At 73.1% G+C, this 25653-nt stretch carries 21 protein-coding genes; 12 read left to right on the forward strand and 9 right to left on the reverse strand.

The features are described 5' to 3' along the window. The first annotated feature begins 291 nt into the window (after positions 1-291). A complete protein-coding gene (locus ACSNN8_RS19085; RefSeq protein ID WP_436650555.1) occupies positions 292-1215 on the forward strand; it encodes a hypothetical protein in 924 nt (307 codons plus the stop codon). Positions 1216-1419: 204 nt separating this feature from the next. On the opposite strand, the gene ACSNN8_RS19090 is transcribed toward ACSNN8_RS19085, so the two are convergent. The 4 genes from ACSNN8_RS19090 to ACSNN8_RS19105 form a co-directional block, all read right to left on the reverse strand. Further along, the gene (locus ACSNN8_RS19090) at positions 1420-4035 is read right to left on the reverse strand and encodes a lipopolysaccharide biosynthesis protein (RefSeq protein WP_436650556.1); all 2616 of its coding nucleotides are present in this window, start codon (positions 4033-4035) and stop codon (positions 1420-1422) included. 219 nt (positions 4036-4254) lie between these two features. Further along, positions 4255-5316 carry a magnesium and cobalt transport protein CorA gene (locus ACSNN8_RS19095; protein ID WP_436650557.1) on the reverse strand — a complete coding sequence of 354 codons (1062 nt, stop codon included), beginning with the start codon at positions 5314-5316 and terminating at the stop codon, positions 4255-4257. 18 nt (positions 5317-5334) lie between these two features. Next, positions 5335-6078, reverse strand: coding sequence for an ABC transporter permease (locus ACSNN8_RS19100; protein ID WP_436650558.1), 744 nt, complete (start codon positions 6076-6078; stop codon positions 5335-5337). A 3-nt stretch (positions 6079-6081) separates the two neighbouring features. Beyond that, positions 6082-7053 carry an ABC transporter ATP-binding protein gene (locus tag ACSNN8_RS19105; protein ID WP_436650760.1) on the reverse strand — a complete coding sequence of 324 codons (972 nt, stop codon included), beginning with the start codon at positions 7051-7053 and terminating at the stop codon, positions 6082-6084. Positions 7054-7130: 77 nt separating this feature from the next. On the opposite strand from ACSNN8_RS19105, the gene ACSNN8_RS19110 reads away from it, so the two are divergent. The 3 genes from ACSNN8_RS19110 (at position 7131) to ACSNN8_RS19120 (ending at position 10763) form a co-directional block, all read left to right on the forward strand. Next, complete coding sequence (locus tag ACSNN8_RS19110) at positions 7131-8075, forward strand: helix-turn-helix transcriptional regulator (RefSeq protein ID WP_436650559.1); 945 nt, start codon at positions 7131-7133, stop codon at positions 8073-8075. A 481-nt stretch (positions 8076-8556) separates the two neighbouring features. Continuing rightward, the gene (locus tag ACSNN8_RS19115) at positions 8557-9387 is read left to right on the forward strand and encodes an LLM class flavin-dependent oxidoreductase (RefSeq protein ID WP_436650560.1); all 831 of its coding nucleotides are present in this window, start codon (positions 8557-8559) and stop codon (positions 9385-9387) included. Between the two features lie 620 nt (positions 9388-10007). Further along, complete coding sequence (locus ACSNN8_RS19120) at positions 10008-10763, forward strand: SGNH/GDSL hydrolase family protein (protein ID WP_436650561.1); 756 nt, start codon at positions 10008-10010, stop codon at positions 10761-10763. Between the two features lie 3 nt (positions 10764-10766). On the opposite strand, the gene ACSNN8_RS19125 is transcribed toward ACSNN8_RS19120, so the two are convergent. Next, positions 10767-11297: a GNAT family N-acetyltransferase gene (locus ACSNN8_RS19125; RefSeq protein WP_436650562.1), complete on the reverse strand. Its 531-nt coding sequence runs from the start codon at positions 11295-11297 to the stop codon at positions 10767-10769. A gap of 25 nt (positions 11298-11322) precedes the next feature. Between ACSNN8_RS19125 and ACSNN8_RS19130 the strand changes: the two genes are divergently transcribed. Further along, positions 11323-12795, forward strand: coding sequence for a beta-N-acetylhexosaminidase (locus ACSNN8_RS19130; protein WP_436650563.1), 1473 nt, complete (start codon positions 11323-11325; stop codon positions 12793-12795). Between the two features lie 4 nt (positions 12796-12799). Here the strand turns inward: ACSNN8_RS19130 and ACSNN8_RS19135 are convergent, their stop codons facing one another. Continuing rightward, positions 12800-14005, reverse strand: a complete 1206-nt coding sequence (locus ACSNN8_RS19135) for a cytochrome P450 (protein WP_436650564.1) — start codon at positions 14003-14005, stop codon at positions 12800-12802. Between the two features lie 155 nt (positions 14006-14160). Between ACSNN8_RS19135 and ACSNN8_RS19140 the strand changes: the two genes are divergently transcribed. Both ACSNN8_RS19140 and ACSNN8_RS19145 read left to right on the forward strand, forming a co-directional pair. After that, the gene (locus ACSNN8_RS19140) at positions 14161-16209 is read left to right on the forward strand and encodes a peptidase (protein WP_436650565.1); all 2049 of its coding nucleotides are present in this window, start codon (positions 14161-14163) and stop codon (positions 16207-16209) included. Between the two features lie 377 nt (positions 16210-16586). Further along, the gene (locus ACSNN8_RS19145) at positions 16587-17129 is read left to right on the forward strand and encodes a hypothetical protein (RefSeq protein WP_436650566.1); all 543 of its coding nucleotides are present in this window, start codon (positions 16587-16589) and stop codon (positions 17127-17129) included. Here the strand turns inward: ACSNN8_RS19145 and ACSNN8_RS19150 are convergent. The 3 genes from ACSNN8_RS19150 to ACSNN8_RS19160 form a co-directional block, all read right to left on the reverse strand. Further along, a complete protein-coding gene (locus tag ACSNN8_RS19150; protein ID WP_436650567.1) occupies positions 17108-18091 on the reverse strand; it encodes a helix-turn-helix transcriptional regulator in 984 nt (327 codons plus the stop codon). The two genes, ACSNN8_RS19145 and ACSNN8_RS19150, sit on opposite strands and share 22 nt — an antisense overlap. A 122-nt stretch (positions 18092-18213) precedes the next feature. Beyond that, complete coding sequence (locus tag ACSNN8_RS19155; protein ID WP_436650568.1) at positions 18214-19155, reverse strand: hypothetical protein; 942 nt, start codon at positions 19153-19155, stop codon at positions 18214-18216. A gap of 11 nt (positions 19156-19166) precedes the next feature. Then, complete coding sequence (locus tag ACSNN8_RS19160; protein WP_436650569.1) at positions 19167-19787, reverse strand: hypothetical protein; 621 nt, start codon at positions 19785-19787, stop codon at positions 19167-19169. A gap of 257 nt (positions 19788-20044) precedes the next feature. Between ACSNN8_RS19160 and ACSNN8_RS19165 the strand changes: the two genes are divergently transcribed. From ACSNN8_RS19165 to ACSNN8_RS19185, 5 genes are read left to right on the forward strand one after another with little or no spacing between them, the layout of a single operon-like run. Further along, positions 20045-23173 (forward strand): nitrate- and nitrite sensing domain-containing protein, encoded by a 3129-nt coding sequence (locus ACSNN8_RS19165; RefSeq protein ID WP_436650570.1) that lies wholly within the window; start codon positions 20045-20047, stop codon positions 23171-23173. Further along, positions 23174-23593, forward strand: a complete 420-nt coding sequence (locus ACSNN8_RS19170; RefSeq protein ID WP_436650571.1) for a roadblock/LC7 domain-containing protein — start codon at positions 23174-23176, stop codon at positions 23591-23593. Beyond that, positions 23583-23969, forward strand: a complete 387-nt coding sequence (locus ACSNN8_RS19175) for a DUF742 domain-containing protein (protein ID WP_436650572.1) — start codon at positions 23583-23585, stop codon at positions 23967-23969. The genes ACSNN8_RS19170 and ACSNN8_RS19175 overlap by 11 nt, the downstream gene beginning before the upstream one ends. Further along, positions 23950-24549, forward strand: coding sequence for a GTP-binding protein (locus ACSNN8_RS19180; RefSeq protein WP_436650573.1), 600 nt, complete (start codon positions 23950-23952; stop codon positions 24547-24549). The genes ACSNN8_RS19175 and ACSNN8_RS19180 overlap by 20 nt, the downstream gene beginning before the upstream one ends. Positions 24550-24576: 27 nt before the next feature. Further along, the gene (locus tag ACSNN8_RS19185; protein WP_436650574.1) at positions 24577-25638 is read left to right on the forward strand and encodes a lactonase family protein; all 1062 of its coding nucleotides are present in this window, start codon (positions 24577-24579) and stop codon (positions 25636-25638) included. Positions 25639-25653: the final 15 nt, after the last annotated feature.

Here is a 25653-nt window from a genome sequence, read left to right on the forward strand (position 1 = left end):
TTCGATCTTGAATTGACGATGACGGCTGCCATTGCGGAAGGCGATCTCCGCGGGAGAAACGCCGGACTCGGCGGCATCGTCTTTTCGGGCCACCACGCCTAAACATTTAGTACAGGAAAGTGGAAATTGCCCCGAAACGCGGCCCAGAAGCGCGGCAGGATCGGTCTGCCGACATAGTGTCCGGTTTGTCGGTTGTGATTCGACCGGAACTCATCAGTCAGTGGAGGATTTGAGATGAACAACAGTCGGCGCATCGGGGCCCTCGTAGCTACCGCTACCGCGGCTGTCGGCATGGCTGCGGTCACCGCGACGGCACCCGCTTCGGCTGCCCCCGCGAAGGGACCGCAGCCGGCTTCCAGCTGGCTGGGCGCGGTCAAGGCCAACGCGGACAGCTGGGTCAAGATCTACTGGCGTACGGACCGCAAGATCTGTGACGTCGAGGTGCGCGTCAGCGGCCACGACGTGGACGTGGACTACCCGGGCAACCGGCGGTCGACGTCCTTCACCCGGGGCGACGAGCTGCGCGCAGGCCGTACGGACTTCACCGCCGTCCGCGTGAACCCCGACTTCGAGCGGGCCGGCATCGCCCGCCTGCGGGCGACCATCGCCTTCGACACGTGCGGTTTCCGCGACCGCACCCAGTTCAAGACGTTCTCGCTGGCGCTCCCGGTGCTGCGCAACAACGGCCCGCAGCGCCCCGACGGCCCGGGCAACCACGGTCGCCCCGGCAACGACGGTCGCCCCGGTAACGACGGTCGTCCGGGCAACGATGGCCGCCCCGGTAACGACGGTCGTCCGGGCAACGATGGCCGCCCCGGTAACGACGGTCGTCCGGGCAACGATGGCCGCCCCGGTAACGACGGTCGTCCGGGCAATGACGGTCGCCCCGGTAACGACGGTCGTCCGGGCAATGACGGTCGCCCTGGCAACGATGGCCGTCCGGGCAACGATGGCCGTCCGGGCAACGATGGCCGTCCGGGCAACGATGGCCGTCCGGGCAACGACGGTCGTCCGGGCAATGACGGTCGCCCCGGCAACGACGGTCGTCCGGGCAACGACGGCCGCCCGGGCAACGACGGCCGCCCCGGGCGTCCGACCGCCGGCCCGACCACCAGCCCGACCGCCTCGCCGACCACCAGCCCGACGGTGACCCCGTCGGTCAGCGTGACGGTGACGGCGTCGGCCGGCGCGTCGACCGGCCACTCCCGGCACTGAGGCAATCCCTCGCCCCACGCGCGGGGATGCGTACGGAAAAAGGTGGCGGCGCACACCCAGCGCCGGGACATAGCGGGCGCTCCGGCGCCGGATGAAGCAGAGGGCGGCGCAGGCCCGCCCAGGACAGAGCGGCGACACGATCGCCGGACATAAGAAGCGGCGCCCGGTCCACCAGGACCGGGCGCCGCTTCGTGAGGCGGACGACTACGCGACCACGAGAACCTGGGTCTCCTCCGACGACTCCCGGCGCGCGTTCATGATCAGGCTGGCCGGGTCGGTGAGGACCATGTTGAGGGCCGTCGAGATCAGGTTGGGGTCGAACGTCGAGGCGTGGAACGTCGCCTCCAGGTGCAGCACGCCGTTCATCTCGCTGGTGGTCAGCGTGACGCCCTCGGGGCTGTTCAGCGTGGGCACGCTCAGGTTGACCCGCCACTCGGGGCCCACCGACCAGGGCAGGTCGCCGAGCAGGTCGTGCCGGCCCTGGTTGCTGAAGGTCAGCCGGGGCCGGGGCGGGATCGCCAGCTCCGACGGGTACGGGTCGGGCATGCCGGGTGCGCCGTCCAGCGCGATCTTGCCCTCGCGCAGCACCATCATCGTGAGGATGCGGCCGGTGGCGAGCTCGTGCTTGATCGTCGTGTTGACCGACGCCGGGTCCATCATGTTCTTCGGCGACAGGTACGGGCCCATGCAGAAGTTGCTGTCGATCCGCGTGTCCTTGTCGAGGAAGCGCCGGCCGTCGGCGAGGAACGTCGCGCCGCCGGTGTCGGGCTTGAGCCCCAGCTGGGCCAGCGCCGCGGTGAACGCCGCGAACGTGATCGCCGAGGTGGTCACGCCGGGCGAGTACTCGTCGCGCCACTTGCGCATGAGCTTGAGCGTCTCGGCGGAGCGCGCCGAGCGTACGGTCAGGTTCGGCTGCCACTTGCGCATGCGGGTCTCTTCGGGCTCCGGCGGGCGGGCGAAGCTGATGCCCTCCTTCCACCGGGCGGGCTTCATGCCGAACTGCTTCCACCAGGCCTTGGGCAGCGCCATGCTGTTGCGCTCGAGCGGCGGGATCACCGCGGCGCGGCCCTGGCTGGCGGCCAGCACGATCTCGTGCAGGAGCTGGTTCACCGGGCCGGCGTCGCCGTACGCGTGCGAGACCTTCATGGCGACGTAGCCGGCGCCGACGAGGATGCGGATCGGGTGCACCCCGCGCGGCTCCGACTGCAGCTTGCGGGTCATGCCGTCCATGTCCAGCGACCAGTCGCCCGAGTCCTGCACCGCGCGGTGCACGAACTGCGCGAACTCGGCGGCGTCCATGTGCTCCCAGCGGGCGCCGACGCGGTCGAGCTTCGACACGGCGCGGTGCTTCGGGTCGGCCGCGTGCAGGCCGATCAGGGCACGGCGTACGCCGTCGACCGTCACGCCGTAGAGCGGACCGACCGTACGGATGTACTCCAGCGGCAGCCACGCGCGCTCGTGCAGCGTCATGACCGTCGTGTTGGCGCTGTCACCTCGGCGCTTGGCCCCGCCGAACACCACGCGCAGCACCGTCGGGGCGACCAGGACGGTCTCGACGCCCATCACGATGGCGACCCACATCACCAGGTCGTTCAGCCCGCCGGTGCTGCCGCCATACCAGGCCGCGCCCAGTTCGGCCGCGCCCGCGAACAGCGAGAAGACGCCGGCGCTGCGCACCTTGTCCTGCACGCGGGAGATCGCCATGAAGAAGTGCAGGAACACGAACGGCACGTAGGTGAGCGCGAGGATCTTCAGCGCGTCGCCGGCGGTCTCCGCGTACGCGGCGCCGAACAGCGACATGATCGGGTTGGCCAGCAGCGAGACCAGCAACGCGACCGGCACGCCGCCGCCGAGGCAGATCAGCAGGCCGATGCGCACCTTGGAGGTCAGCGCCCGCTTGTCGCCGCTGGCCACCGCGAACAGCGTGAGCGCCACGTTGCCGGGCACCATCGCGAGGAACGACAGCACCATGAACGCGGTGTAGAACGACGCGTTGGCCTCGGCCGACAGCACCGCGGTCACGACCAGCGGCAGCGAGGCGCGCGGCAGGTACGTCGCCAGGTTGAGCAGGTTGTGGTCGAAGGTCGACTTGCCGCGGCCCTTGAGCAGCGACAGCCGCGGGCGCAGCGAGTCGATGATCCGGCGGCGGCGCAGCGCCACGCTGAGGATGGCCGTCGAGAGCACGATGCCGGCAACCCACGTGAGCAGCAGCTCGTTGCCGCTGAGGGTGATCGGCGCGAGGGCGAGGCCGCCCAGGATCGCCAGCTTGATCACCGAGAACCACGCGTTGCGCATCAGCTGCAGCGGGCCCTTGAGCAGGCCCACCAGCGCTTCGTCGAGCACCAGCGTGACCGCGTTGATCGCGATGCCGATGACGAGCAGCACCGTGCCGACCGTGCCGCCGAGCGCCTCCTGCAGGCCCGGGATCCACAGCTGGGCGACCACGACGTAGACGATGCCGCCGACCGTGGCGGCGCTGCCGGCCACGAGCAGACAGGTCGTGATCAGCTCCCATTTGGGGCCGCGCAGCTGGGACAGATCGGAGATCAGCATGGTGCCCATGCCGAACATGCCGATCGTGCCGATCAGCGTCATGGCGGACACCGCCGCCGACGCCTGACCCACCGCCTCGGGAGAGGCCGTACGAGCGGCCACCCACCAGTAGGCGAACCCGAACAGCGACGTGATCGCCGTCGTGGCGATCAACGATCCGGCGTTCAGGAACAGATCGACGTGCCCCTTGAGGGCCGTCAGCACGCCGCTGCGCCGCTTGGCCGGCTTGACCTGGCCCTGCGGTGCGGCGACCTGAGTCGCGGTCACACAACCTCCCCACGGAACGACGAGCAAACGCTACTTACTCGCCGGTTTCGATGGCTACGGGAGAGCGGCCGATCCTCCGCGTACTGTCCGGTGTGGACGCTCATTGAAGCGGCGGATCCGAGTGGCCGTTCGGTCGATACTTGGTGCTCGTGAGGTCCCAGACGCATCATCCGGCACCCGCGCAACCCGTCCGACCGTCACCCATGGTGACGTGGATCATCACAACCAACCCGCTCGTTTGAACCGCCAGAAGAGGCCGCTACAGACGAGAACAATTATCACAATGGTCACCCAGAACCCATACCGGGAGTCGAGTCCGGGCATGTTTGCGAAGTTCATCCCATAGATCCCCGCGCCCACTGTGGGGACGGCGGCGACGGCGGCCCAGGCGGCGATCATGCGCATGTCGTCGTTCTGGTCGAGGGTGACCTGGGTGAGCCGGGCCTGCAGGATCGAGTTGAGCAGGTCGTCGAAGCCGGCCACCCGATCCGCGGCCCGATCGAGCCGGCCGCGCACGTCGACGAAGTACGGGCGCAGGCCGGGCGGCACGTCGGTCGCCTCGAGCAGCGCGGCGAGCGGCTCCTGCAGCGGCAGCACGGCCCGCTTCAGCTCGACCATCTCGAGTTTCAGTTGGTAGAAGTGCGCGACCTCGGCCGAGCGCCGGGTGGCGAAGGTTTCCTCCTCGATCCGCTCGAGGTCGCGCTCCACGTCGGCCGCGACCGTGAGGTAGTCGTCGACCAACCGGTTCGTCACCGCGTACGCCACCGCCCAGGGGCCGGCCCGCAACAGCGCCGGCCGCTTCTCCAGCTCCTGCCGCACCGGCCACAGGGCACCGGCCGGGCCGTGACGGACGGTGATGACGAACCACGACCCGATGAGCAGCGTCACGTCGCCGGTGTCGACAATCTCACTCGTGGCCGTCAATTCGTCGTGCTCGACGTAGCGGGCGGTCCGCACGACCAGCCGGGTCACGTCGCCGATCGTCTCGACCACCGGCCGGTGCCCGCCCTGCGCGGTCTGCTCCACGACCAGCTCGTGCAGGCCGAACGCGTCGGCGACCGACCGCATCGTCGCCGCGTCCGGCTCGTGCAGCCCGAGCCACAGGAACTCGCCGCGCCGCTGCCGGGCCTCGGTGTAGTGCAGGGCGCCCGGTTTGCGGGCGCCCGCCCGGTAGACGGCACAGTCGACCACCGCGTGCGGATTGTGGCGGCGTGCCGGGGATGCGCCGGTGTGCGGCCGCGGAGCGATCGCCTCGACGAGCCGGCCCAGGATCTTGAGCATCCGCCGAAGGTAGCGGGCTCAGTCCGAGCGGCGCATCGCCCGTACGCCGACGGTGAGCCCCAGCGCCGCCACCGCGCCCGCGGCGATCAACCCGCCGAGCGTGGTCGCCGTCCAGATGTCGCCGTTGAACAGCGCCCGCTCGGCGTCCACCACGTAGCTCAGCGGGTTCGCCCGGGCGAGCGCGCGCAGCCACCCCGGCCCGTTGTCGATCGGCAGCAGCACGCCGGCGAGCAGCAGCAGCGGGAACAGCACGGTCTGCTGCACGGTCCAGAACAGCCACTCCTGGTTCTTCGAGGCAAGCGCCAGCGTGTACGACAGCGCGCCCAGCCCGGTGCAGAAGGCGGCCAGGATCAGCAGCCCGAGCAGCGCCCCCGCCACGTTGAACCGGAAGCCGAACGGCAGGCACACGACCACGATGAGGGCGGCCTGCGCGAACATCGGCACGATCTCCTTGAGCGCCCGCCCAATGAGCAGCGCGGGCCGCCGCAGCGGGGTGACCAGCATCCGCTCGTGCGACCCGGTCTGGATCTCGAACAGCAGGTTCGAGCCGGTCATCGACGAGGCGAACAGGCACGACATCACGATGATGCCGGGCACGAACCACTGCAGCGCGGTGCCGTCGTCGTCGGGCAGCAGCGGCGTGAACAGCGCCAGGAACACCAGCGGCTGCACCATCGAGAAGATGATCGTGAAGGGGTCGCGCAGGGTCGGCCGCAGCTCGCGGCTGAAGACGGTACGGGTGTCGCTGATCAGCGTGGTCACGGCTCAGACCTCCACGAGCTCGGTGGTGCCGGCGTTGTCCGGTACGGCCCCGCCCTCGCGCAGGCTGCGGCCGGTCAGCTTGAGAAAGACGTCGTCGAGGGTGGGGCGGATCACCTCGACCTCGGCCGCGGGCAGGCCGGCCGTGCGCAGCTCGTCGAGGATCCCGGGCACGCGGCGGGGCGCGCCCTGCGCCGTGACGAAGAGCCGGGTTCCCGTACGGCCGGGGCGCAACGCCGCCAGCCGGGAAGCCGCCGCGGCCGCGTCCGTCTCGGCGTCGAAGCCCAGCACGATCCGATCGCCCACGTGCTCGGCCTTCAGCCGGGCCGGGGTGTCGTCCGCGATGATCCGGCCGTGGTCCACCACGATCACCCGCTGGGCCATCGAGTCGGCCTCGTCCAGGTAGTGGGTGGTCAGCACGATCGTGGTCTCGTGCCGGGCGCGCAGGGCGAGGATGTGCTCCTGCAGGTTCGCCCGGTTCTGCGGGTCGAGGCCGGTCGACGGCTCGTCGAGGAACAGCAGCCCCGGCTCGTGGATGAGGCCCATCGCGATGTCCAGCCGGCGGCGCTGCCCGCCGGACAGCGACGACACCCGGCGGTCGGCCACCTCGCCCAGCCCGAGCGAGTCGACCAGCTCGGCGGCCCGTGCGCGGGCGGCGCGCACGCTCAGCCCGTACGCCCGTCCCTGGCTGATCAGCTCGTCGCGCCCGCGCTGGCTGTGGCCCGCGCCGTTGCCCTGCCCGATGAAGCCGATCCGCAGCCGCACCTCGCGCTGGTGGCGCACCACGTCGTAGCCGGCCACCCGGGCCGTGCCCGCGGTCGGCGGGATCAGCGTCGTCAGCATGCGCAACGTGGTCGACTTGCCCGCGCCGTTCGGCCCGAGCAGCGCGACCAGCTCGCCCGCCGCCACCGTCAGGTCGATGCCGTCGACGGCGCGTACGTCCTTGAAGTGCTTCGTCAGCCCACGTGTCTCGATCACGTTCGTCTGCTCCATGTCTCCGACGCTAGATTGGCTTGCGGACACTTTCTGACCTCAATGCGGCGGAGTCTGAATTCATGGCGAACACGAGTGCCCGGATGCTGCGGCTGCTGTCGTTGCTGCAGACCCACCGCTACTGGCCCGGCGCGGAGCTCGCGGACCGGCTCGAGGTGAGCCCGCGAACGCTGCGCCGCGACGTCGACCGGCTGCGCGAGCTTGGCTATCCCGTCGACGCGAGCCGTGGAGTCGCCGGCGGCTACCAGCTGCAGGCCGGCGCCGCGGTGCCCCCGCTGCTGCTCGACGACGAGGAGGCGGTGGCGATCGCGGTCGGCCTGCGCACCGCCGTGGCCGGGTTCGACGAGACGTCCGTACGGGCCCTGGCGAAGGTCATCCAGCTGCTGCCACCCCGCCTGCGGCGCCGCATCGACGCGTTGCGCGCCGTCACCACCCCCGGCGTCCTGGGCGGCGGCGGCCCGGCCCTGGACGCCGGCGCGCTCACCACCATCGCCATGGCCTGCCGCGGCGAGGAACGCCTGCGCTTCGACTACACCCCGCGGGACGGCGAGACCTCCGCCCGCCACGTCGAACCCCACCGCCTGGTCCCGCTGGGCCGCCGCTGGTATCTCATGGCCTGGGACCTCGACCGCGGCGACTGGCGCAGCTTCCGCGTGGACCGCCTGGCAGCCCCCACCCTGACCGGCGCCCGTTTCCGCCCGCGCGACATCCCCGGCGGCGACGCGGCGGCCTGGCTGCGCTCCCGCATGTCGCGGATTCCCTCCCGCTACGACGTCGCCGTGGTGCTGTCCACGGACGCGGCCCACGTGCGGTCGCTGATAGGCCACTACGGCACGGTCGACGACCTGGCGCCCGGCTCGTGCCGCATGCACATGAACACCGACGACCTGGGCTGGCCCGTCATGGTGCTGGGCGTGCTCGGCGTCCCCTTCACCATCGAGTCCCCACCCGAGCTGCGCGACCGGGTGCGCGAGACCGCCAAGACCCTCCTCCGCGGCGCCGCGTGACTCCGGCTCCGCGGGCCGTCCTCTCCTCTACGCGGCCGCTCCCGCCCTGCGCGGCCGCTCCCGCCCTGCGTGGCCGCTCCCGCCTTGCGCGGCCGCTCCCGCCCTGCGTGGCCGCTCCCGCCCTGTGCAGCCGCTCCCGCCTTGCGCGGCCGCTCCCGCCCTGCGTGGCCGCTCCCGCCCTGTGCAGCCGCTCCCGCCCTGTGCGGCCGCTCCGGCCTTGCGTGGCCGCTCCCGCCCTGTGCGGCCGCTCCCGCCCTGTGCGGCCGCTCCCGCCCTGCGCGGGCCGGCCTTCTCTGTCGGCCGCTCTCTCCTCGAATCGGCCGTTATGGACGGATCGGCGCCCCCGTGGCGCCGATCCGCACGAATGAAGCTATCGGCCACCTCCGACACTTTTGCCGCATGATTAAGCATCGGCTTATATAAGAATCACCAGATGTCGGCCGGGACGAAAAGTGTCAGGGGGCCGGTGCAGAATCGGGCCATGACGATCATCGGTGCGATCTTCCTGCCGTCGAACCCGCCCGAGTCGCTGCGCGCGGTCGCTCAGGCCGCCGACTCCGCCGGCCTCGACGAGCTCTGGATCTGGGAGGACTGTTTCCGCAACGGCGGCCTCACCGCCGCGACCGCGGCCCTCGCCTGGACGGAGAATCTGCGCGTCGGCATCGGCATCATGCCGGTTCCGTTCCGCAACGTCGCCTCGCTGGCGATGGAGCTCGCCACGCTGGGCCGCATGTTCGGCGATCGTGCGGTGCCCGGCATCGGCCACGGCGTCCAGGACTGGATGGGCCAGGTCGGCGCCCGGGCGGCGTCGCCGCTCACGCTGCTCCGGGAATACGCGACGGCGCTGCGCGACCTGCTCCACGGCGAGGCGGTCACCGTCTCGGGGCGCTACGTCAAGCTCGACAACGTACGCCTCGACTGGCCGCCCGCTGTTCCGCCGCTGCTCGCGGTCGCGGCGGGCGGGCCCAAGACGATCGCGCTCGCCGGCGAGGTCGGTGACGCGGTCGTGCTGGCGGGCGGCACGTCGCCCGCCATGGTCGCCGAGACCGCCAAGACGGTCACCGACGCGCAGCTGGTCGTCTTCGTGCCCGCCCTGACCGGCCCCGACGCGGCCGAGCGGCTCGCCGCCGACGCCGAGCGATACAACGCGGAGTACCCGGGCCTGTCCGGCAGCCCCGCCGAGATCGCGGCCGGCGTGGACGAGTTCGTGGCCGCCGGCGCCAGCCGGGTGATCCTCCAGCCCGTGCCCGACGAGGACCCCGAGGCTTACGTCCGTTTCGTCGCCGAGCAGGTGAAGCCCCTGGTCAAGTGAGTCCACCACCCAAGTGGTCGCCGTCGGCCGCGGCAGCATTCGAGGCGGCGCCGCCGTGAGGGCGGGGCCGCAGTAGAACGGGGCGCCGTCGGCCGGCACCCGCTGTCGGCTGGCACCCGCTGTCGGTCGAGGCCGCTGTCGGCTGGCACCCGCTGTCGGTCGAGGCCGCTGTCGGCTGGCACCCGCTGTCGGTCGAGGCCGCTGTCGGCTGGCACCCGCTGTCGGTCGAGGCCGCTGTCGGCTGGCACCCGCTGTCGGTCGAGGCCGCTGTCGGTCGGCACCCGCTGTCGGTCGAGGCCGCTGTCGGCTGGCACCCGCTGTCGGTCGAGGCCGCTGCCGGTCGGCCGCGGTGGGACGGGCCGCTGTCGGTCGGCCGCGGTGGGGCGGGCCGCGTGGGACGGGCCGCGGCGGGTGGGGTTTCGTCGGAGAGCGCCGGGCATCGGGGGAGGCTGTGACCGGCGGCGCGCGCCTATGACGCCGGTCGCTAATGGGTCGCGCGCCGAACGCCGTTCGATAGCCTCGGACGGTGTGCCCGGACGTGTGGGATCAGGGCACAGGGGCGAGGCGGATCAAGCGCGACGGCCGGTGACGGCCGCGGCGGGGCGCGGTGGGAGGTCGGCGTGACGCGGTATGTGGCGATCGGGGACAGCTTCACCGAGGGGGTCGGCGACGACCTGCCGGACGGCTCGGTCCGCGGCTGGGCCGACCTGGTCGCCGCGGGGCTGGCGGCGGGTGAGGGCGCGACCGTCCAGTACGCGAACCTCGCCATCCGCGGGCGGCTGCTCGAGCCGATCGTCGGCGAGCAGCTCGACGCGGCGCTGGCGCTGTCGCCGCGGCCCACGCTGCTGACACTCAACGGCGGCGGCAACGACATGATGCGGCCGGGCGGCGACATGCTGCGTCTGGCCGAGCTGACCGAGAAGGCCGTGCAGCGGTGCGCCGAGGCCGGCGTGCGCGTGGTGCTGCTCAGCGGCGCGGACCCGTCCGACCGGCTGCCGTTCGGCGCGGTGATGCGCCGCCGCGGCGAGGCGCTGACGCAGGCGGTCATCGAGATCGTGCAGCGGTACGACATCACGTTCGTCGACGTGTTCCACGACGTCGAGATCCGGCGGGCCGGCTACTGGTCGCCCGACCGGCTGCACCTCAACGCCGCCGGGCACCGCCGGGTGGCCGGGCTCGTGCTCAATGCGCTCGGGCACGGGGCGGCCGCGCACGTGATCGACCCCGGTCCGGCCGAGAGCCGCCGGGTGCTGGCGGAGGCCCGGTATTACCGCGAGCACGTGCTGCCCTGGCTCAACCGGCGGGTGCGGGGGCGTTCGTCGGGCGACAACCGTACGGGAAAGTTCGTCGATTGGGTCGACATCGAGCCCGCGTGAGCGTCAGGGCAGCGCGCGCCGGCGGATGTGGTCGTCGTGCCACTGGGCGCCGACCAGGAAGCGCTTGGTGCCGACCACCTCGAAGCCGTGCTTGGCGTAGAACTTCGCGGCCCGGACGTTCTGCTGGTTGACCCCGAGCCAGCAGGACGAGGCGCCGGTCCCGGCGGCCGCGGCCAGCGTCGCCGTCATCAGGGCGGCGGCCGCGCCCGAGCCGTGCCGGTCGGGCGCCAGATAGAACTTGCTCAGCTCGATGCTGACGTCGTCGATCACGGCAGCCACGTCGGGGTCCTTGATCGGCCCGTCGACCAGCATCGAGTAGCCCACCGGCTCGTCGTCGTGGACGGCCAGCAGGAGGATGCGGCCGGGGTCGGCCAGGTATCCGCGGAAGCTCGCCACGGACAGGTGCGTGGCGATGAACGCGTCGATGTCGGCCTGCAGCGTTCCGGGCGGGCAGGCGAGCCCGAAGGTCCGTGCGGCGAGATCGTGCAGCAGTTCCGTGTCGGCCTCTCCGGCGCGACGGGTCGTGATCGACATGGAAAGACAGTTTAAGGTTCTGGGCGTGCGCGCTCCCACGATGAGACACCTCGGCGACGTGATTCCCCTGCCGGCGTCGGTCCGGCCCGATGCGTCGGCCGATTTCCGGATTCCGGCCGATGTGACGGTCGGCGCCGCCCCGGCGGCCGCCGCGATCGCCGACGAGCTGGCCGGCCTGCTGCGCCGGGCGACCGGCTTCCCGGTGCCCCGCGCAGGCGAGGGCGGCAGCGTCCGGCTGCTGCTCGACGACGAGGCGGACGGTGGCAAGTCGCCGGAGTCGTACCGGCTCGACATCGCGGCCGACGGCGTCACGCTGCGCGCGCCCACGGCGCAGGGCCTCTTCGCGGGCGTGCAGACCGTGCGCCAGCTGCTGCCCGTCGAGGCGGCGGCCGAGGTGGTGCTGCCGGGCGGACGGATCGAGGACGAGCCCCGCTTCCCCTACCGCGGCACGATGCTCGACCTGGCCCGGCACTTCTACGGCCCGGCCGACGTGCGCTCGTTCATCGACACGATCGCCCAGTTCAAGATCAACCACCTGCACCTGCACCTCACCGACGACCAGGGCTGGCGGCTCGAGATCGAGGGCTGGCCGCGCCTCACGGAGGTCAGCGGCGGCGCGGGCACCGGCATCGACGGCGCGGGGCCCGGCTTCCTGACCGCCCGCGAGTACACGGACCTGGTGGCGTACGCGGAAAGCCGGTTCATCACGATCGTGCCGGAGATCGACATGCCCGGCCACGTCAACGCCGCCCAGCTCGCCTACCCCGAGCTGACCTGCGACGGGGTCCCGGTGCAGCAGCGCACCGACCCCGAGGTCGGCTACAGCTCGCTCTGCGCCGGCAAGGAGGAGACGTACGCCTTCGTCGAGGACGTGATCCGTGTCGTCGCCGCGCTGACCCCGGGGCCGTACCTGCACATCGGCGGCGACGAGGCGCTCAACACGACGGCCGAGGACTACCGCACGTTCCTGACCCGGGTGCTGCCGCTGGCCGGCAAGTACGGCAAGCGGGCGATCGGCTGGCACGAGATGGCGGCGGTCGACCTGCCGCCGACGGCCATCCCGCAGTACTGGCGGATCGAGCCGGCCGACGACGGGGTGGCCCGGGCCGCCGCGGCGGGACATCAGGTGATCATGTCGCCGGCCGACCGCAGCTACCTGGACATGAAGTACGACGACACGAGCCCGCTCGGGCTGGACTGGGCCGGCGTCGTCGGCGTCGAGCGGTCGTACGACTGGGACCCCGCCGACCGCCTGCCCGGGGTGGGGGAGGAGTCGCTGCTCGGCGTGGAGGCCCCGCTCTGGTCGGAGACCCTGCGCAGCCTGGCCGACGTGGAGTTCATGGCGTTCCCGCGGCTGCTCGCGATCGCCGAGATCGGCTGGACGCCGCGCGCCGGCCGCGACTGGCAGTCGTTCCGCCGTCGCCTCGCCGAGTTCGGTCCCCGCCTGGCGGCGCAGGGCGTCAACTTCCACCGCTCGCCGGAGATCGACTGGCGGTGACCGCTCAGGGCACCACGATCTCGAGGTCGCCGCGCACGCGGGCCGGGATGCGGCCCAGGTCGATCGACGTGTCCTGCGGGGGCAGGTAGTAGTCGAGCTTCGCCAGCCGCTGCACCAGCGTGCTCAGCACGGCGATCGTGACCTGCTCGCCGGGGCAGCGGTGGCCGGTGCGCGGGTCGCCGCCACCCTGCGGGATCAGCTCGAACGCGCCGACCGGCCGGCCCAGGAAGCGCTCGGGGCGGAACTCGTACGGCTCGGGCCACACCCGCGGATCGTGGTGCTGCCCGTAGACGTCGAGCAGCACCATCGTCCCCTTCGGAATGCCGACCCGCTGGAACGTCAGGTCCTCGCGGGCCCGGGCGCCCAGGAACGGGGCGAACGGGTAGAACCGCCGCAGCTCGTGGACGAACGCCGTGGTGAACTCGTCGTCGCCGGCGCGCAGCCGGGCGCGGCCGGCGGGCCAGCGGTCGAGCGCGTGTCCCGCGAAGGTCACGAACCAGGTCACCGCCGTGGTGGGGCGGATGATGTTGATGAGCTCGACGGCGGCCGTACGGGCATCGAGCAGCGACCCGTTCTCGGTGTGGTGCGCGACCCGCGAGAGCGCCGTGTCGGCCGGCGGCCGGCTGCGCGCGTCCTCGATGAGCCGGGCGAAGTGCTTCTCCTGACGCCGCCGCGCCGCCCGGGCACGGAAGTGCCGCGGCCCGGCGGTCGCGAACCCGTCCACCATCGCCACCAGATCGGCGGTGAGCGCGTCACGGTCAAAGGCATCTTCCGGTACGCCGGTCCAGCGCGTCACGGCGTCCGCGAGCACCTTGGCCGTCTCGTCGAACAGCGACACCGCGTCGCCGCCGCGCCAGCCGTCCGCCGCCTCGTCGAACACCTTGCCGGTCAGCGCCGCCAGCGTGTCGATGCCGTCCTCGTGCATGAGCAACGCCACGAACAGCGCCTTGCGGGCCTTGTGCGCCTCGTCGTCGAGGGTGTGGACGCCCTTGCCGAACAGCGTGCTCACGACCGGCTCGGGCAACGCCGTGCGCCGCTCGAGGTGACGCTCGTCATAGAAGAAGCGGGCCGCGTCGGGCCCGCTGATCGCGACCGCGCGCATCCCGCCCAGACGCATCGGGATCGGCCGTCCGTGAAAGCGCCTCCGCAGGTCGGGCAGCCAGGCATAACCCTTGGCGGCGAACGGCACGGTCTGATCGGGAAGCGCCATGGCAGTCCGTATCCCCTCCCGTGACGGCACGAAACCGGCTCGAAAATCTTCCTTATTTTTCCCTCCGGCGGACTCGGCGTCTGCGATTTCCGTCGGAGGGCGGCCCTAGGCTGGGCCGGTCATCGAGGTGGACTGCGACAGCGGCGGAGGTAAAGGTGCAGCGGGAGGCGGAGGCAGCCGACCCGGGCGTACGGTCGTCGGCCGCGCGGTCGGTGGCCATGCTGGCCGGCTTCCTGGCGGTGGCCTGGCTGCAGGTCGCCGCGGTGCTGCTGGCCGTGTGGCTGGTGCTCGAGCTGCTGCCCGGCACGCTCGCGCTGCAGGTCGCCGTGCCGCTGGTCATCGCCGCGGCGGGCCTGCTCTGGTGGGCGACCGTACGAGCCCTGCGGCTGCGCCGTCCCGCCCCGGCCGGGGTGCCCGTGCTGCGCGAGCACGCGCCCGCGCTCTGGTCGATGCTCGACGAGGCGGCCGCCGCGGCAGGCGTCAAGCCGCCCGACGGCGTGACCGTCGTGGCCGGGGCCGGGGCCACGCTCTCCGAGAGGCTGCGCCTCGGCGGCCTGCTGGGCGGCCGTCGCGAGCTCTACCTGGGGCTTCCGCTGCTGCAGGCGTGGGACGAGTCGCGGCTGCGGGCCGTCGTCGCGCACGAGCTGGCCCACGGCTCCCCGGCGCTGGGCGGCCGGTTCGCCCCGGCGGCCCGGCGCGGCCGCGTCGCCCTGGGGCGCATCGTCCCGCGCATCCCCGCCCGCAGCCCCGCCGGTCCGCTGCTGCGCGCGTGGGCGCGGTGGTACAGATCGGTCGACACCCCGCACAGCCGGGCGCAGGAGCTGGCCGCCGACCGGGTCGCGGCCTCGTTCGCCGGCCCCCGCGCCGCGGCCGCCGTGCTGCGCGACGGCCCCGCGCTCGAGGGCATGCAGCAGCTGTTCCACGCCGAGTACCTCAGCCCCGGCTGGCAGACCGGCCTGGTGCCCGACGACATCTTCGGCGGCTTCCTGCGGGTGCTGGCCGCGCGCCCCGACGACGTGGCCCGGCTGCGCGCCCGCGATCCCGAGCCGCCCGGCGAGTGGGACCCGCACCCGCCGCTGTCCGAACGCCTGGCCGCCCTGGCCGCCGTGACCCCGGAGGGCCCCGAGCCGCCCGAGCGACCGGCCGGCGACCTCGTGCCCGACCTGCCCGGGCTGGGCCGGGCGCTGCAGGCGGTCGCCTTCCCGGTGGGCGGGCGCGCGGTCGTGGGGTGGGACGAGTTCTTCGGCGTCGCGCGCCTGGCCGAGATGGAGCGCGAGGCCGACGCGTCGCTGCGCGCGCTGTCCCACGCGGCCGGCAGCCCCGTGACCGGCGCCGCCGAGGTGCTCGACCTCGCCGCCGACGGCCGCCTGCGCAAGATCGCCGAGACCGTGTTCGGCGACCTGCCGCCCGAGGAGGTGTCCGCCCGCGTCACCGACCTGATCGGCCTGCTGCTCGCGCTGGCCGCCCTGCACAGCGGCGTGGCCCGCTGGCGGCACAGCTGGACGGGCACCGCCGAACTGGTCGCGATCGACGGGTCCTATCTGGAGCTGCAGGCGCCCGCCGAGATGGCCGGCGACCCCGCCACGGTCGAGCGGGCCCGCGAATGGCTGACCTCGCTGGGCATCGACCTGACCGCCCGGGCCGGCGCCACCCGCCACCACTCCGCCCGCGTCCCCGTCCTGGGCGGCGTGGTCGGCGTCCAGGTCGACGGCGCCCGCACCGACCTGCTCGTCCTCGAGACGGGCTTCGTCCTGCTGCCCGCGCTGCCCCGCTCCCGCCACCACGAGGCCAAGCGCCGCCTGACCCGCCTGGCCGCCGAGGGCGTCCTCCCCGACGGCTCCCCAGCCGGCGCCACGGGTGCGCCCGCCGACACCAGCGCGCCGATCGGCAGCGGAGACCCATCGGCCGATGCGCCCGTCGCCGTGGGTGCGCCTGCCGCCGCGGGTGGGTCGGTCGGCGCCGGGGAAGCAGTCGGCGCGGGAAAGACGGCGACCGCGACGCTGACCGAGACCGCCGGGCACCGGTTCGTGCCGTTCGCCGACGTCGCCACCGCCTCGGCCACCCGCAACGGCCGCCGCTCGTGGGAGATCAGCCTGCGCGACGGCGGCACCCTGACCGTCCGCACGACCCTCGACTCCGAGGAGCTGCCCGGCGGCTGGGCCGCCCTCGACGACGCCGTCGCGTTCCTCACTCGCACGCGCTGACCGCCGGGCGGCGCGAACCGCCCGTCCTGGCTCCGTGGCGTCCTCGCTGGCAACGCGATCAACTCCGGGTTGTGCCATATCTGCCCTGCGCTGTGGCGCTCCTCACGCAGCGCCATACCGCGCAGATGCCGGCGTTCCGAACCGCACGCGCCGACCGCACGGCGTCGCCGGAGCCCCCCGACTCTCTCCAGGTGCCGCACGCTGGCTGAACGGTTCGTGCTTCTCGACATGCGGGTCGGGTGGGCGACCAATGAGCGACCAGTCCGTCACCTCGGGTCACAATGGCATCGCGGAACGTTCGCTTTACCGCTCCCGATAACGGGTAGAGAAGTGCCCAGCATCGGCGGGATGATCCCAGCGAGGCGGGGAGGCCAGACATGGAGCGGGGACCGATGGCGCTCTTCGGGGCGATCGTCGCGGTCGGGCTCGGGCCTGCCCTGTGGATGGGCGTGCAGCTCGGCGCGGTGCAGGAGAGCCCGGTCCAGCCGCCCGCCGTCAGCGAGCAGCGCGCGGAGCAGGCCGGGCAGGAGCTGCTCGGCGGCACCGGCGCCGGCGCGGCGGCCGACGACACCCCGGTCACCGGCACGCGGCCCCGCAGCGACGCCCGCCCGTTGACCACCTCTCCGTCGGCGAAGCCGTCGCCGAGCGCGAGCAGCAGTTCGCCGACGCCGTCACCCACGAGCACCTCGGTGACGACCGAGCCCGAGCCGACCACCGACGGCCCCACGACCCCGCCCACGGAGTCGACCACCGAGCCGACGACCGGCCCGACCGGCACCACCGAGCCGCCCGTCGAGGACGAGACCGGCTACCCGACCCTGCCGCCCGAGGACGACCCGGACGAGGACGAGCCGACGTACGCGGACCCGGCCCCGTACGGCCATGGCAACCGCGGCGACTACGTGGCGGCCGGCAGGTAGGTCGCGGCCAGCCCGCGCGCCGTCGCGGCGAAGCACTCGCGCAGCTCGGGCGGCTCCAGCACCTCCGCCTCGGCGCCCAGCTTGAGCAGCTCGATGTGCCCGTGCCGCACCGACTCGATGGGCACCCGCGTCACCAGCCACCCCGACTCGTCGGGCTCCCCGGCCTCGGCCCGCGCCACCCGCGACATCTCCGGCGGGAAGACGTACGCCATCCGCTCGAGCGCCGCGACCGTCATGCGGACCGTCGCCGTCGCCGTGTAGACGCTCCGCTCGTACCGCTGGGTCCACTCCCGCCAGAACGCGGCCAGCTCGAAGCCCTCCGGACGCCGGGCCGGCTCGTCGAGCAGCTCGGCGTCCAGGATGCTCGACACCCGGTAGGCGGTCGTCCGCGTGTCGGTGGCGGCCACCAGATACCACCGCCCGGCCTTGAGCACGACGCCCAGCGGATGCAGCGTCCGGGTCACCTCGCGCGGCGCCTTCCACCGCCGGTACCGGATCTCCAGCCGGCGCCCGCTCCACACCGCGTCGGCCACGGTCGACAGGTGCGGCACCGGCTCGTCGCCGCGGAACCAGCCGGGCGCGTCGAGGTGCAGCCGCTCGCGCACGCGGTCGGCCCGGTCGGCCAGCTCGCCGGGCAGCGACGCCCGCAGCTTGAGCTGCGCGGCCGCCAGCACCGATCCCAGCCCCAGCTCGGCGGCCGGCCCGGGCATCCCGGCCAGGAACAGGGTGCCCGCCTCGTCGGAGGTCAGGCCGGTCAGCCGGGTGCGGTACCCGTCCAGCAGCTGGTAGCCGCCGGCCGGTCCGCGGTCGGCGTAGACCGGCACGCCCGCCGCGCCGAGCGACTCCACGTCGCGGTACACCGTGCGCACCGACACCTCGAGCTCCGCGGCGAGCTCCTGCGCCGTCATGCGCCCCCGGGTCTGCAAGAGCAGCAGGAGCGAAAGCAGGCGGTCGGCGCGCACCCTCGCACGGTAACGCCGAAGCACGGTGACGCCGAAGCACGGTAACGCCGAAGCACGGTAACGCCGAAGCACGGTAACGCCGAAGGGGGAGCCGGCGGCTCCCCCTTCGGTCGACGGATCTCTCAGAGCGCGATCAGGCGGTTCAAAATCTCCCGGTACGCGCGCAGCTCGACACGCAGCTTCTCCGTGTCGTCGGCGTTGCCGCCCAGCTTGTCCCGCTGCGCCTTGAGGGCGCTGGTCAGCCTGTCCACGGCGTCGCCGACCAGCGTCGCGGCCTCGGCGGTGGCCTCCTTGGGCTCGTCCACGAAGCGCAGCTGGATCTCGCGGAACCGCTCGACGAACGAGTCGCCGTCGGGCAGCAGCCGCTCCCCGGAGGAGTCGCCGGTCGTGGCGGGCGCCGGCGTGGAGGGGGCCGTGGCGGCGGGCGCCGGGGCCGCGGCGGGGGGAGCGGTCGTGGCGCCGACCGGCACGGCGGCAGCGGCGGCGACGGGCCCGGCCGGCGCGTCGGGCGCCCGCTGGAAGTCCTCGCTGTCGCGCAGCCCCTCGGCGCCCTGCCGGTCGCCCTCGAGCGTCTGCCCGGTGGCCGGGTCGACCGCGCGCGGGCTGTCGAAGGTGCCGTCGTCCTCGAGGGCCGCGTCCCTCGGCCGGTCGCCGTCGAGCGGCCGCCCGGTGGCGGAGTCCACCGCTTGCGGGCCGTCGAAGGTGCCGTCGTCCCGCACGGTGGAGTCGCCGTCGAGGGGGCGCCCGGTGGCGGGGTCGACCGCGCGCGGGCTGTCGAACGTGCCCTCGTCCCGGACCGTCGCGTCCGGGGAGTCATCGTCGGTCAGCGGCAGGTCGACCGGCGAGTCCGGGGCCCGGTCGCCCGCGGGGTGCGAGCCCTGCCGGGTGCCCTCCGGCAGGAAGACGGTCCGGTCGGGGTCGGCGTCGGCCGGGTCGCGCGGCGCGTCGCTCCACGGCGAGCCGGCCCGCTGCGGCGGTATGCCCACGGGCTCCGACGACACGGGACCCGTACGGTCCGGATCGGTCTGCGTCTCGGTGTCTTTCTCGTTGGAGAAGAACTTCATGGCGGTGGCTCCTAGCGGCTGGTGTCGCGAGCGGAGGAATCGTCGGCGGCCGGCCGGGGAGCGGGAGCCGCCTCTGTTGTATTGATACCGGTTGACGGCACGGGATCGGTGCCCAGCAGGTCGGCGAAGAGGGCCCGATAGTGCACCAGCGCCTGCCGGAGGTCCTCGGTGTTCGCCTCGCCCGCGCTGTTGCGCCGGCTGATCTCGTGCGCCTCGCGGTAGTGCTCGAGCGTGCGGGCGTGCTCGACGGACAGCGTCGCGAGCCGCTCGTCGTACTCGCCGGTCGGGTAGCCGCGATCGGTGATGAGCCGGGTGACCAGCTCGTCGGCGGCCGTGACGGCCGACGAGGGGTTGTCCACGAACTGGATCTGCACTTCCTCCCAGTTCGCCGCGTAGGTGCGCTGCGCCTCGGGGGACAGCGGCTTCAGTTCGAGCTCGGCGTGCCGCTTCTCGCGGTCGCGGAGCTCCTTCTCGGCTTCGGTGCGGCTCCCGGTGTCGGCGACCACCCGGTCGTACTCCGGTCCGAAGGTGTGCTGCAACTGCTTGCGCCGCATGACCTGAATGCCGTAGACGACCGCGGCGATCACGACCAGGATGACGACGATGAGGACGATCAAGGCTGTGGGGGACATCGGGCCTCCTCCTTATCCAGACCCGGTATTCCCAACACCGGTGCGCCGTCAATCCCCTTTGCGCACCCGTGTTTCCGGTTGATCTCGTTCCGGTGGGTCACTGCCCGGTCACAGTGTCATAAGGACGACCGGGCGCGGCGTGCCGATGTCGGTGCCCATGAAGGACTTAAGGGCTTTTTTCGGTACGCGACGCCGGTGGCTCGCCCGGACGGTTTTCCGTATCCTCCCCAGGGCGTACGCCGGAAGAGCGGAGCCCGATGAAGAAGCGATACTGGTCGATCCGTTCGAAGATCGTCGTGCTGGTCGCCGTCCCGCTGACGGCCCTGTTGGTCCTGTGGCTGTTCGCCACCGCGCTCACCGCCGGCCCGGCGTTCAACCTGTTGTCCGCGCGCACGGTGCTGGACAACGTCGGCAACCCCGGCATCGAGCTCGTCGGCCAGCTGCAGCGCGAGCGTCTGTTCAGCGTGGAGTACCTCTCGGTCACCGGCCCGATCTCGCAGACGCTGATCGACCAGCGCAGCGCCACCGACAAGGCGATCGCGAACTTCCGCCGGCTCGCCGAGAGCGACAAGGCCCGCGACGCGACGAACGCCGCGCTGCGCGGGCGCATCGACCAGTTCCTCACCCAGATCGACAGCCTGACCGGCAACCGCGGCTACATCGACCGCCGCGCGATGGACCCGATCGGCGCGCAGAACCTGTTCAGCAACGTGATCGGGTCCGGCTTCCAGACCTTCGCGGCCACCGCCACCTTCAACGACGAGCAGATCGACAGCGAGCTGCGCGCGCTCACCACGGTCGGCCACGGCCAGGAGTACCTGAGCCGGGTCGACGCGCTGGTCGGCGGCGCCACCGCCGCGGGCAAGTTCGACCCCGAGCTGCGCGGCCAGCTCATCCAGGACGTCGGCACCGCCCGCTTCCTGCTCGACCGCGGCGTCGTCGACATGGCCGAGTCGGACCGCACCGCGTACAACGAGCTGACCAGCGGGGTCGCGTACGAGCGGCTCGACAGCCTGCTGGCGCAGCTCGTGCAGCAGAGCCGCGACGGCGTCGCCACGCCGGTGAGCAGCTCCGAGTTCCGCCCCGCCTACGTCTCCGTGGCGCAGGAGCTGCGCTCGTTCGAGCTCGCCGCGACCGACTCGCTGACCGAGCGCGCGCGTCCGGTCGCCGAGAAGGTGCTCGTCCGCCTGGGCCTGGCCGGCATCCTCGGCCTGGCCGCGCTGGCCTTCTCGCTCTACCTGTCGGTGCGGGTCGGCCGCTCGATCGTCGGCCGGCTGCGCCGCCTGCACGGCGAGGCCCGCGAGATGGCCGCCGAGCGGCTGCCCACAGTGGTCCGCCGGCTGCAGCGCGGCGAGGAGGTCGACGTCGACGTCGAGACACCCCCGCTGGAGTACGGCCGCGACGAGATCGGCCAGCTCGGGCACGCGTTCAACGACGTGCAGCGGACGGCCCTGCAGTCCGCGGTCGAGGAGGCTAACGTCCGGCGCGGCCTCAACGAGGTGTTCCTCAACATCGCCCGGCGCAGCCAGACGCTGCTGCACCGCCAGCTCGCCCTGCTCGACCGCATGGAGCGGCGCGAGACCGAGCCGCAGGAGCTCGAGGACCTCTACCGCGTCGACCACCTCGCCACCCGCATGCGGCGCCACGCGGAAGACCTGGTGATCCTCGCCGGCGCCGCCCCCGGCCGCGGCTGGCGCAACCCGGTCCCGGTCATCGACGTCGTGCGCGGCGCGATCAGCGAGGTCGAGGACTACAAGCGCATCGACATCCGCTCGGTCGAGTCGGCCTCGGTGCTGGGCCGCGCGGTCGGCGACGTCATCCACCTGCTCGCCGAGCTGCTCGAGAACGCGGCCTCGTTCTCCCCGCCGCACACCCGGGTGCAGGTCACCGGCCAGGTGCTGCCCAACGGCTACGGCCTCGAGATCGAGGACCGCGGGCTCGGCATGGCCCCCGAGGCCATCGACGAGGCGAACCGCCGCCTGGCCGAGCCGCCCGACTTCGACCCGGCCGACAGCGCGCGGCTCGGCCTGTTCGTGGTGGCCCAGCTCGCCCACCGGCACGGCATCCGGGTGTCGCTTCGCGCCTCCGCGTACGCCGGGGTCACCGCGATCGTGCTGGTGCCCGGCGAGCTGGTCGTCGCCGCGACGCCGGCCGCCGCGCTGCCCTCCGGACTGTCCACCGGCGAGCGCCCGCTGGTCGGCTCGGGCAGCGACGACCCGTCGCGGCCCTCGCTGGCCGCGCTGCAGTGGCAGGGCGCCGAGCAGCTGCAGCAGCTCACCGCCGCCGGGCACCCCATCATCAACGGCACCGCGGTGCCCACCGCCGAGCCGCACCGCCCGGTCCGCGGCGCGGCCACCGGCGCCGGCCCCGTGGTGCGGGGCCCGGCCGCAGACACCGACCCGGCCTTACCAGGCCCAGCCGCCGGCGCCGGCCAGCACCGCGCCGACCCGAGCGGCCCCTCGCCGAGCTCGATCGCCGACGGCCTGAGCGCCGACGGCCTCGTGCAACGCAAGCGCGTACGCCGCCCGGCCGGCCAGGCACCCGCCGACGCGGCCGCCGCTCAGGCGGAGGCGCAGCTGGCAGCCCCCGAGGTGCGGCGCGCACTGTCCGGAGCGGAGCCGCCGCCACCCGCCATCCCGCGCCAGCGAGCGGTGCCCCGCAACTCCGCCCCCATCCCGCTCGCTCCGCCGCCGCCGACACGCATCGCTCCGCCCGGAACTCCGGCCGCCGCTCCGACCGGCATCCCCAGCGCCGGCCCGTCCGACGCCCCGAGCGCCCCGAGCGCAGCACCGACCGGCGCCCGGAGTGCCCCGAGCGCAGCACCGACCGGCGCCCGAAGCGCCCCGAACGCCGCTCCGCCCGGCGCCCCGAGTGCCCCGAGCGCAGCGAGTGCGCCGAGCGTTCCGGCCGTGCCCGATCTCACCGCGCCCAGCGCCGAGACCACCGAGGACGGGCTGCCGCGCCGCAAGCGCCAGGCCAACCTGGCGCCGCAGCTGCGCCGCCCGGCCGGTGAGCCGCCCGAGGAGCAGGCGCCGCAGCTGCGCTCGCCCGAGCAGGTCCGCAGCATCATGAGCGCGCTGCAGTCCGGCACCACCCGCGGCCGCATCGACGCGTCTCGCTACCTGGCGGAGGGCCGGCTCACGCCGGGTGACCCACCCGGCGGGAGCAGGCCATCTGAAGATCGGTCCAATGCGGATGACACGGACATGGATGGTCCCCGAAGCGCTGCATCCTTTGCGGATGCGGCTACCGTCAGTTTCCCGGCGATCGTGAACGTTGCGCTCGCCCGGGAGGAGGCAGCACCCGGGGGCGGACGGGATGCGGGGGGACACCGTGCCGGTGGCTCCGGGGGCGAAGACGTGATCAGGCCGGAAGAGGACGCATAAGTGACACAGACGACGAACCAGCGCGCGCACCTCACCTGGCTCCTCGACGATCTGGTGGAGCGGGTGCCCACGGCACAGCAGGCGGTCGTGCTCTCGGCCGACGGGCTGCTGATGGGGGCGTCGGCCGCGCTGAGCCGCGAGGACGCCGAGCACCTGTCGGCCATGGCGGCGGGCTTCCAGAGCCTGGCCAAGGGCGCGAGCCGGCACTTCCGGGCGGGCCCGGTGCGCCAGACGGTGGTCGAGATGGAGTCGGCCTTCCTGTTCGTCACGGCCGCCGGGCACGGCGCGTGCCTGGCGGTGGTGGCCTCCAGCGACGCCGACCTCGGGCTCATCGCGTACGAGATGGCCATGCTCGTCACCCGCGTGGGCCAGAACATGAGCGCCCCCGAGCGCTCCGCCGTGATCCCCGATGCCGGCTGACGGGCCACGCGTGACGCACGACTGGCTCGACCACGACGCGGGGCCGGTGGTGCGTCCCTACGCGATGACGCAGGGCCGCGTGGCCCCCGAGGACGGCGAGTTCGACCTCGTGGCCTTCGTGGTCGCCACCGCGGCGGGCGAGGGCGCCGGCGCCGGGCTGCAGCCCGAGCACCATGCGATCGTCGCCGCGTCGTGGGAGCCGATCTCGGTGGTGGAGCTGGCGTCCGCGCTCGACCTGTCGATCGGCGTCGTCCGGGTTTTGCTCGGTGATCTACGCTCGGCGGGTCTCATCTCGCTGTACGAACCCCCGGCGGCGTCCCAGCCGCACGATGTCGACGTACTCAAGGCGGTTGTCAATGGACTCCGTGCGCTCTGACCGTAACGGCGCGTCGTCGCGCATCCCGGTCGCGCTCAAGATCCTGATTGCCGGCGGATTCGGCGCGGGCAAGACCACCATGGTGGGCTCGGTCAGCGAGATCCGTCCCCTGCAGACCGAGGAGATCCTCACCGGCGTCGAGGGCGCCGACGACACCGGCGGCGTGGAGGGCAAGTCCACGACGACCGTCACGATGGACTTCGGCCGCATCACGATCACCGAGGACCTGCAGCTCTACCTGTTCGGCACGCCGGGGCAGGACAGGTTCTGGTTCCTGTGGGACGAGCTGTCGCAGGGCGCGCTCGGCGCGGTGGTGCTGGCCGACACCCGCCGGCTCGCGGACTGCTTTCCCTCGATCGACTACTTCGAGCAGCGCGGCACCCCGTTCGTCGTCGCGGTCAACTGCTTCGACTCCGAGCAGCGCTTCGGCGCCGACGCCGTGAGCCGCGCGCTCGACCTCGACGAGGACGTGCCCGTGGTGCTGTTCGACGCCCGCGAGCAGGCCGCCGCGCGCAACGTGCTGATCGAGCTGGTCGAGTACGTGGCCCGCCGCCAGCTGGCCGCCGCCGCGTCCCGCTGACCGCGGCCGGTGTGATTCGATCACACCATGAGCACCTCGAGCGCGAGCGCGGAACACGTCTACGTCGGTGGCTACACGGCGGACAAGGGCGGTGACGGCGAGGGCGTCACGCTGCTCAGGCGCGACCCGGTCACCGGGGTGCTGACCCGGCTGGGCGTCGTCGCCCGCACGCCCTCGCCGTCGTTCCTGGTGCAGCATCCCGCGCTGCCGGTCCTGTACGCGGTGAACGAGCTCGAGACCGACGGCACGGTCAGCGCCTTCACGGTGGCCGCCGACGGCGCGCTCACCCCGCTGGCGGTCCGGCCCACCGGCGGCGGCGACCCGGCCCACCTCGCGGTCACGCCCGACGGCCGGCACCTGCTCGTCGCGAACTACGCCACCGGCTCCGTCGCCGTCTTCCCGCTCGACGCCGAGGGCGCTCCCGGCGAGCGCACCGACCTGCTGACGCTGGAGGGCAGCGGCCCCGTCGCCGACCGCCAGGCCGGCCCGCACGCCCACATGGTCTTCCCCGTACGCGACGAGGTGCTCATCGCCGACCTCGGCTCCGACAAGGTGTGGCGCGCCCGGCTCGACCCGGTCCCGGGCCGGCTCACCATGCTGCCCGCCGCGGTGGCGGCCGAGCCCGGCACCGGCCCCCGCCACGTGCGCTTCTCGCCCGACGGCGCGCTGTTCGTGGTCGGCGAGCTGGGCGGCGACCTCACCTGGTGGCGGCCCGCCGGTGCCGGCTCGCTCCGGCAGGCCGGCCGCGCCGCGACCACCACGGCCGAGGGCGAGAACTACCCGTCCGAGATCGTGGTGCGCCCCGACGGCCGTTTCGTCTACGTCGCCAACCGGGGCCCGAACACGGTCGCGACCTTCGCGTGGGACGGCGAGAACGCCACGCTGGTCGCCGAGACGCCTGTCGGGGGTGACTGGCCAAGGCACATGATCCTGGCCGGGGATCACCTGTACGTCACCAACCAGCGTTCACAGAACGTGACGACGTTCCGGGTCGACCGGGAGACCGGCGTGCCCGCCACGCAGGGGGAGCCGACCGCCGAGCCGACGCCCACGTGCCTTCTGCGCTGGAATGCTTTCCAACGCGACTGAGGTCCGGAACGGGAC

Origin of the sequence: Actinoplanes sp. URMC 104, from assembly GCF_051386375.1 — a bacterium.
Classification (GTDB): domain Bacteria; phylum Actinomycetota; class Actinomycetes; order Mycobacteriales; family Micromonosporaceae; genus Actinoplanes.

What these genes read in the sequence shown, in the direction of transcription:
- ACSNN8_RS19085 (WP_436650555.1), top strand. Translation starts at nt 292, where the DNA reads ATGGCTGCGGTCACCGCGACGGCACCCGCTTCGGCTGCCCCCGCGAAG.
- ACSNN8_RS19095 (WP_436650557.1), bottom strand. Translation starts at nt 5,316, where the DNA reads ATGCTCAAGATCCTGGGCCGGCTCGTCGAGGCGATCGCTCCGCGGCCG.
- ACSNN8_RS19110 (WP_436650559.1), top strand. Translation starts at nt 7,131, where the DNA reads ATGGCGAACACGAGTGCCCGGATGCTGCGGCTGCTGTCGTTGCTGCAG.
- ACSNN8_RS19115 (WP_436650560.1), top strand. Translation starts at nt 8,557, where the DNA reads ATGACGATCATCGGTGCGATCTTCCTGCCGTCGAACCCGCCCGAGTCG.
- ACSNN8_RS19125 (WP_436650562.1), bottom strand. Translation starts at nt 11,297, where the DNA reads ATGTCGATCACGACCCGTCGCGCCGGAGAGGCCGACACGGAACTGCTG.
- ACSNN8_RS19135 (WP_436650564.1), bottom strand. Translation starts at nt 14,005, where the DNA reads ATGGCGCTTCCCGATCAGACCGTGCCGTTCGCCGCCAAGGGTTATGCC.
- ACSNN8_RS19145 (WP_436650566.1), top strand. Translation starts at nt 16,587, where the DNA reads ATGGAGCGGGGACCGATGGCGCTCTTCGGGGCGATCGTCGCGGTCGGG.
- ACSNN8_RS19155 (WP_436650568.1), bottom strand. Translation starts at nt 19,155, where the DNA reads ATGAAGTTCTTCTCCAACGAGAAAGACACCGAGACGCAGACCGATCCG.
- ACSNN8_RS19160 (WP_436650569.1), bottom strand. Translation starts at nt 19,787, where the DNA reads ATGTCCCCCACAGCCTTGATCGTCCTCATCGTCGTCATCCTGGTCGTG.
- ACSNN8_RS19165 (WP_436650570.1), top strand. Translation starts at nt 20,045, where the DNA reads ATGAAGAAGCGATACTGGTCGATCCGTTCGAAGATCGTCGTGCTGGTC.
- ACSNN8_RS19175 (WP_436650572.1), top strand. Translation starts at nt 23,583, where the DNA reads ATGCCGGCTGACGGGCCACGCGTGACGCACGACTGGCTCGACCACGAC.
- ACSNN8_RS19180 (WP_436650573.1), top strand. Translation starts at nt 23,950, where the DNA reads ATGGACTCCGTGCGCTCTGACCGTAACGGCGCGTCGTCGCGCATCCCG.
- ACSNN8_RS19185 (WP_436650574.1), top strand. Translation starts at nt 24,577, where the DNA reads ATGAGCACCTCGAGCGCGAGCGCGGAACACGTCTACGTCGGTGGCTAC.